Source organism: Bacillus sp. 05T31, from assembly GCF_056396725.1.
Genome location: NZ_JBFTMA010000537.1, coordinates 1 through 5,198, shown reverse-complemented (window position 1 = coordinate 5,198; position 5,198 = coordinate 1). Strand labels below are relative to the sequence as shown.

Genomic DNA, 5,198 nt, shown 5'->3' with positions numbered 1-5,198 from the left:
GCCAATCATGTTTATACGAAAAATAGTTTTTCTGTACCTTTAACTGAAGAGGAAAGAAAGAGCGTGTTATTGAAAGTTGAGCTCGACAAAAGTGCAAAACTTACGGATGGAGTAAAGGTTGGGAAGACAGAAATTTATGTAGGGAACGAGAAAGTTGGAGAACGCAATTTGTTTTACAGTAAACGAAAGTTAGTAGCTACAACGGGATTGTATTGGAATAACGTAAAAGAAATCTTCTCTTACATGATAGGTGTTGGGATAGATGGTTAATCTCGTATGGGCAGCGATGGCAGTTATAGGGATTGTGTATGCCATGATAAATGGAACGATGGAAGAAGTGACCAAAGCAGTGTTTGAAGGGTCAAAAGATGCTGTAACGATTTGTATTGGACTTATTAGTGTTTTAGTATTTTGGCTCGGTTTAATGAAAATTGCTGAGGAAGCTGGATTGTTAAAGAAGTTAGTATCACTTTTTATGCCGATAGTAAAAAGATTATTTCCAGAAATACCGAAGGATCACCCGTCAATGGGATTCATTTTATCAAATATGATGGCGAACTTTTTTGGGTTAGGTAATGCAGCAACACCTTTAGGTATTAAAGCAATGGAACAACTGAAAGAGTTAAATGGTGGAAAGGATTCAGCAAGTCGTTCTATGGTGACGTTTCTAGCATTAAATACTTCAGCGATTACATTAATTCCGACTACTGTCATTTCGATTCGAATGACTTATGAATCAGCAAACCCTACTGAAATCGTTGGCGTAACATTTATAGCACAAGTGTTATCGATGATTGGAGCGATTTGGATTGACCGCTATTTTTACCGGAGAAGGAGTAGAAAGGGGCGGAAAAAATGAGTATTGTAAATACAATTTCATTATGGGTAATTCCTTGTGTAATTGGTTTTATMCTTTTGTATGGCACGATAAAGAAAGTTCCAACGTACGAATCGTTCGTTGAGGGCGGAAAAGAAGGGATTCAAATTGCGGTTTCCATTTTGCCGTTTATGGTTGGAATGCTTGTATCTATTTCTATTTTCCGGGCATCAGGTGCTTTAGATGCGATGATATCGGTAATGAAGCCGATGTTAGACTTTATTCATGTACCAGCCGAAATCGTTCCACTTGCACTTATACGTCCGATTTCGGGATCTGCTGGTTTAAGTATTACGACCGACTTAATCGCTACATATGGGCCAGACTCGTTTATTGGTAGGTTAGCTTCAACGATGCAAGGTAGCACAGATACGACTTTTTATATATTAACAGTATACTTTGGGGCTGTCGGTATTAGAAAAATGGGAGATGCATTAAAGGTAGGACTTTTTGCAGATTTAATCGGAATTATTTGTTCAATTGTGTTTGTTTCCCTATTGTTTCGGTAATGCTATTCATTTTTTGCGCTATTTAGCTTATAATACGTATACGACCACTATTAACGTGTAGTTTAATAGTGGTTTTTTTATGCGGTGTTTTTGACAAAATGATGAACTTTTATCGTGGACAACATGAAAAAGTGTAAACAATAATAAAGGGTGAAAACGTGATATGCCTTTAKACGTTTATYATCATTGCTATGTTGTTAAAGRTAGGCGAAGTAAATGGCATAAAGCTTAGGCGGTTGCCAAGTCTTTCTAATGTAAGGTAAGATAAATTTGAGGTGAAAAAAAGAAATGGAACGATTACAAAAAGTGATTGCGCAAGCAGGTATTGCATCGAGAAGAAAGGCTGAGGAATTAATTCAGCAAGGGAAAGTGAAAGTTAATGGGAAAATCGTGAAGGAGTTAGGAACAAAAGTAACTCCTCAAGATAAAGTGGAAGTAAATAACATCCCTCTTGAAAAAGAAGAACCTGTTTATTTTTTACTATATAAACCAACTGGTGTAATTTCAAGTGTATCAGATGATAAAGGAAGAAATGTTGTAACAGACTTTTTCCCTGAAATTAGACAACGTTTATTCCCAATCGGACGCTTAGATTATGATACGTCTGGCGTATTATTGATGACAAATGATGGTGAATTTGCAAATGTATTAATGCATCCGAGATATAAAGTTGAAAAAACGTATGTTGCGAAAATTAAAGGGCCATTAACAGGTGAGAAAATTCGCATGTTAGAACGAGGTGTTGCATTAGAAGATGGGAAAACAGCACCAGCACAAGCGAAAATTATTTCTTGGGACAAGCGTAAAGAGATGGCAATTGTACAATTAACGATTCATGAAGGACGTAACCGTCAAGTACGCCGCATGTTTGAAGCGTTAGATTGTAAAGTAATGAAATTAAAACGTGAACGGTATGCCTTTTTAGAAGTGGGTAGCTTGCGTCCTGGYGATGCAAGAGAATTRACACCACATGAGGTGAAACAATTACGTGCATTGGCTTCTACAAAGCCTCGCTAATCTATATTGTGAAACTTTCACCAGTGGAATGCTCCGCTGGTGATTTATTAAAAAATACATATATTTATCACTCGTCGAAGAGAGGGGAGACAACATGAAAAAAAATCGCTTATTATTTCGTGTTATCATTTTGCTCATTTTAAGCGGTGCGGTAGGGTTTACGCTATATCAAGGATTTTTTACTGATAAAGAGAAAATGCAAATTGGAAAAGAAGCACCTAACTTTGTTGTAACTGATTTAGAAGGAAAGAATATTGAATTAAAAGATTTAAAGGGAAAAGGTGTATTTTTAAATTTTTGGGGCACTTGGTGTAAACCTTGTGAAAAAGAAATGCCTTATATGAATGAGTTATATCCGAAATATAAAGAAAAAGGCGTTGAAATTATTGCCTTAGATGCAGATGAAACGGATATCGCAGTGAAGAACTTTGTGAAACAATATGATTTGAAATTCCCAGTTGCAATTGATAAAGGGCAAAAGATCATAGGTACATATGGAGTGGGACCATTACCAACAACCTCTCTAGGCTGGAATATACAATAGTACATATAGATAAAAGGGCGGTGAGAGCTTTGAAAGAAATTAAGTGTGAATGTGGACATGTTAATCCGATAGGAACCATTTTTTGTGAAGCATGTGGGAAACCATTTGAAAGTAATGAAAATATAAAATTATTGGATATGAGATATGAGGGGAGTGCTCGGAGATCTCTCACACATACAAAAACGATAGTCGATAAAATTTGGAGTTTTTTCTCTTCTGTAAAAGTAGGTGTATGGTTAATCGTAATAACTTTAGCTTCATCGGCAATAGGAACTATCTTTCCCCAAGAAATGTACATAACCCCAGGAATCGAACCAGCTGAATATTATAAGACCGAGTATGGATTTTTAGGACAATTATACTATCAATTAGGATTTAATAATTTATATGGATCATGGTGGTACATGATTTTAATTGCTTCCATTGGTATTTCACTTGTTATATGTAGTTTAGACCGTGTCATTCCTCTTTATAAAGCTTTAAAAAAACAAGGGGTGAAAAGACACCCAAGTTTTTTGAAAAGACAGAGAGTGCACGGGACTGGTACGCCGCATGAAGGTGACTTAGAACGAGTTCAAATTAATTTAAAGAAACGTAATTATAATGTAAAAGTGGAAGACGGGAACGTTTTAGCGGAAAAGGGACGTTTTTCACGTTGGGGTCCATATGTAAACCATATTGGTCTTATTATCTTTCTATTCGGTGCAATGCTACGTTTTTTACCGAGTATGTATGTAGATGAAGCACTTTGGTTACGTGACGGTGAAACGAAAGAAATACCAGGAACAGATGGTCAATACTATTTGAAAAACGAAAAGTTTATCAAGGAAGTTTATGATAAGAGTAAGGATAAAGAAGTTTTTGATGAAGCAATTGATCGTGTTGGTGATAAAATGATTGCGAAAAACTTCCAAACAAATGCTGTATTATATAAAGCGGTAGGAGAAAATATAGCGGGTCAAAAACCAAAATTAGAAAAGGTAAAAGAAGCTGAAATTCGAGTGAATGAGCCACTGAAATTTGATCAATTTGCTGTTTATCAAGTGGATTACAAAGAAAGTGAATTTAAAAGCATGTCTTTCCATTTGCAAAACAAAGAAAATAATCAAAAGTTGGGACCGATTAAAGTAGATTTAGCGAATCCTACAGAAAAATATGATTTAGGAAATGGGTATTCTCTAGAACTATTAAGCTATTTTCCTGATTTTTATTTTGATGAGAATGGAAGGCCGAATACGAAAACAAAATTACCGAATAATCCTGCATTCGTCTTTAAAATGTTTACCCCGGAAACACCAGATGGTGAAGTTAGTTTCGTCGGTATTCAGCAAAACATAGAGCCTGATGGGAATAATAAATATAAAATGTCATTTGCAGGTGTGGAAATGCAAAATGCAACAGCTCTTACAGTAAGAAAAGATTTGACGCTTTGGATTCTCGGTATTGGAGGATTTATATTTATGGTTGGTGTGATTCAAGGTATGTATTGGAACCATCGCCGTATTTGGATACAACGTGTTAATGATGAATGGTGGGTTGCAGGCCATACGAATAAAAATTGGTTCGGCTTAAAGAAAGATATTGAAAGAGTACTAGAAGGAACAGCGATTCCACAACCACACGATAAAATGAATGAAAAAAATTAGTTAAGGTGGGGAAACGATATGGTACAAATAAGTAGTAATTTTCTGTTCGCGGCGTTTATCTTATATTTAATTGCAACTTTATTTTTTGGAGGAGCAATTAAAGAAAAAGGTAACAAGTGGGCAAATATAGGTATAACTATAACAATTTTGGGGTTTATTGCACAAATAGTATATTTTGTTACAAGATGGATCGCATCAGGACATGCACCGGTTAGTAACTTTTTTGAATTTGGTACATTTTTTGGCATGATGCTTGTGGGAGCTTTTATCATTATGTACTTTGTATATCGTGTAAGTATTATTGGTTTATTTGCTTTACCGGTAGCTCTTTTATTAATCGCTTATGCAAGTATGTTCCCGAGAGAAATTTCGCCGCTTATCCCATCTTTAAAGAGTAATTGGCTACATATTCATGTAACGACAGCGGCAGCGGGACAAGCAATATTAGCAATTAGTTTTATTACAGGCGTAATGTATTTACTGAAAAATGTAGATCAATCAACAAGAAGTAAGCGTACATTTTGGTTAGAGACAGTAGTTTTCACACTTGTTTGTACAGTTGGGTTTATTGGAATAACAACGGTATTTTCTAGTATGAAATACGA

General features: G+C 35.6%; 4 protein-coding genes and 3 pseudogenes. All 7 read left to right on the top strand.

Going from position 1 to position 5,198, the window contains the following annotated elements; all coding sequences use genetic code 11:
* Window positions 1-270 (top strand): annotated as a pseudogene (locus tag AC1DJR_RS23695) (D-alanyl-D-alanine carboxypeptidase); the annotation flags it as partial.
* Window positions 263-859 (top strand): spore maturation protein SpmA, encoded by a 597-nt coding sequence (gene spmA, locus AC1DJR_RS23690; protein ID WP_002086662.1) that lies wholly within the window; start codon window positions 263-265, stop codon window positions 857-859. The pseudogene AC1DJR_RS23695 and the gene spmA, both read left to right, overlap by 8 nt.
* Window positions 856-1,386 carry a spore maturation protein SpmB gene (gene spmB / locus AC1DJR_RS23685; RefSeq protein WP_002086660.1) on the top strand — a complete coding sequence of 177 codons (531 nt, stop codon included), beginning with the start codon at window positions 856-858 and terminating at the stop codon, window positions 1,384-1,386. The genes spmA and spmB overlap by 4 nt, the downstream gene beginning before the upstream one ends.
* Before the next feature lie 288 nt (window positions 1,387-1,674).
* Window positions 1,675-2,403 carry a 23S rRNA pseudouridine(2605) synthase RluB gene (rluB, locus tag AC1DJR_RS23680; RefSeq protein WP_002030733.1) on the top strand — a complete coding sequence of 243 codons (729 nt, stop codon included), beginning with the start codon at window positions 1,675-1,677 and terminating at the stop codon, window positions 2,401-2,403.
* Between the two features lie 94 nt (window positions 2,404-2,497).
* Window positions 2,498-2,929 (top strand): annotated as a pseudogene (gene resA / locus AC1DJR_RS23675) (thiol-disulfide oxidoreductase ResA); the annotation flags it as partial.
* Between the two features lie 47 nt (window positions 2,930-2,976).
* Complete coding sequence (gene resB, locus AC1DJR_RS23670; RefSeq protein WP_002135242.1) at window positions 2,977-4,593, top strand: cytochrome c biogenesis protein ResB; 1,617 nt, start codon at window positions 2,977-2,979, stop codon at window positions 4,591-4,593.
* A gap of 18 nt (window positions 4,594-4,611) precedes the next feature.
* A pseudogene (resC, locus tag AC1DJR_RS23665) lies at window positions 4,612-5,198 on the top strand (cytochrome c biogenesis protein ResC); the annotation flags it as partial.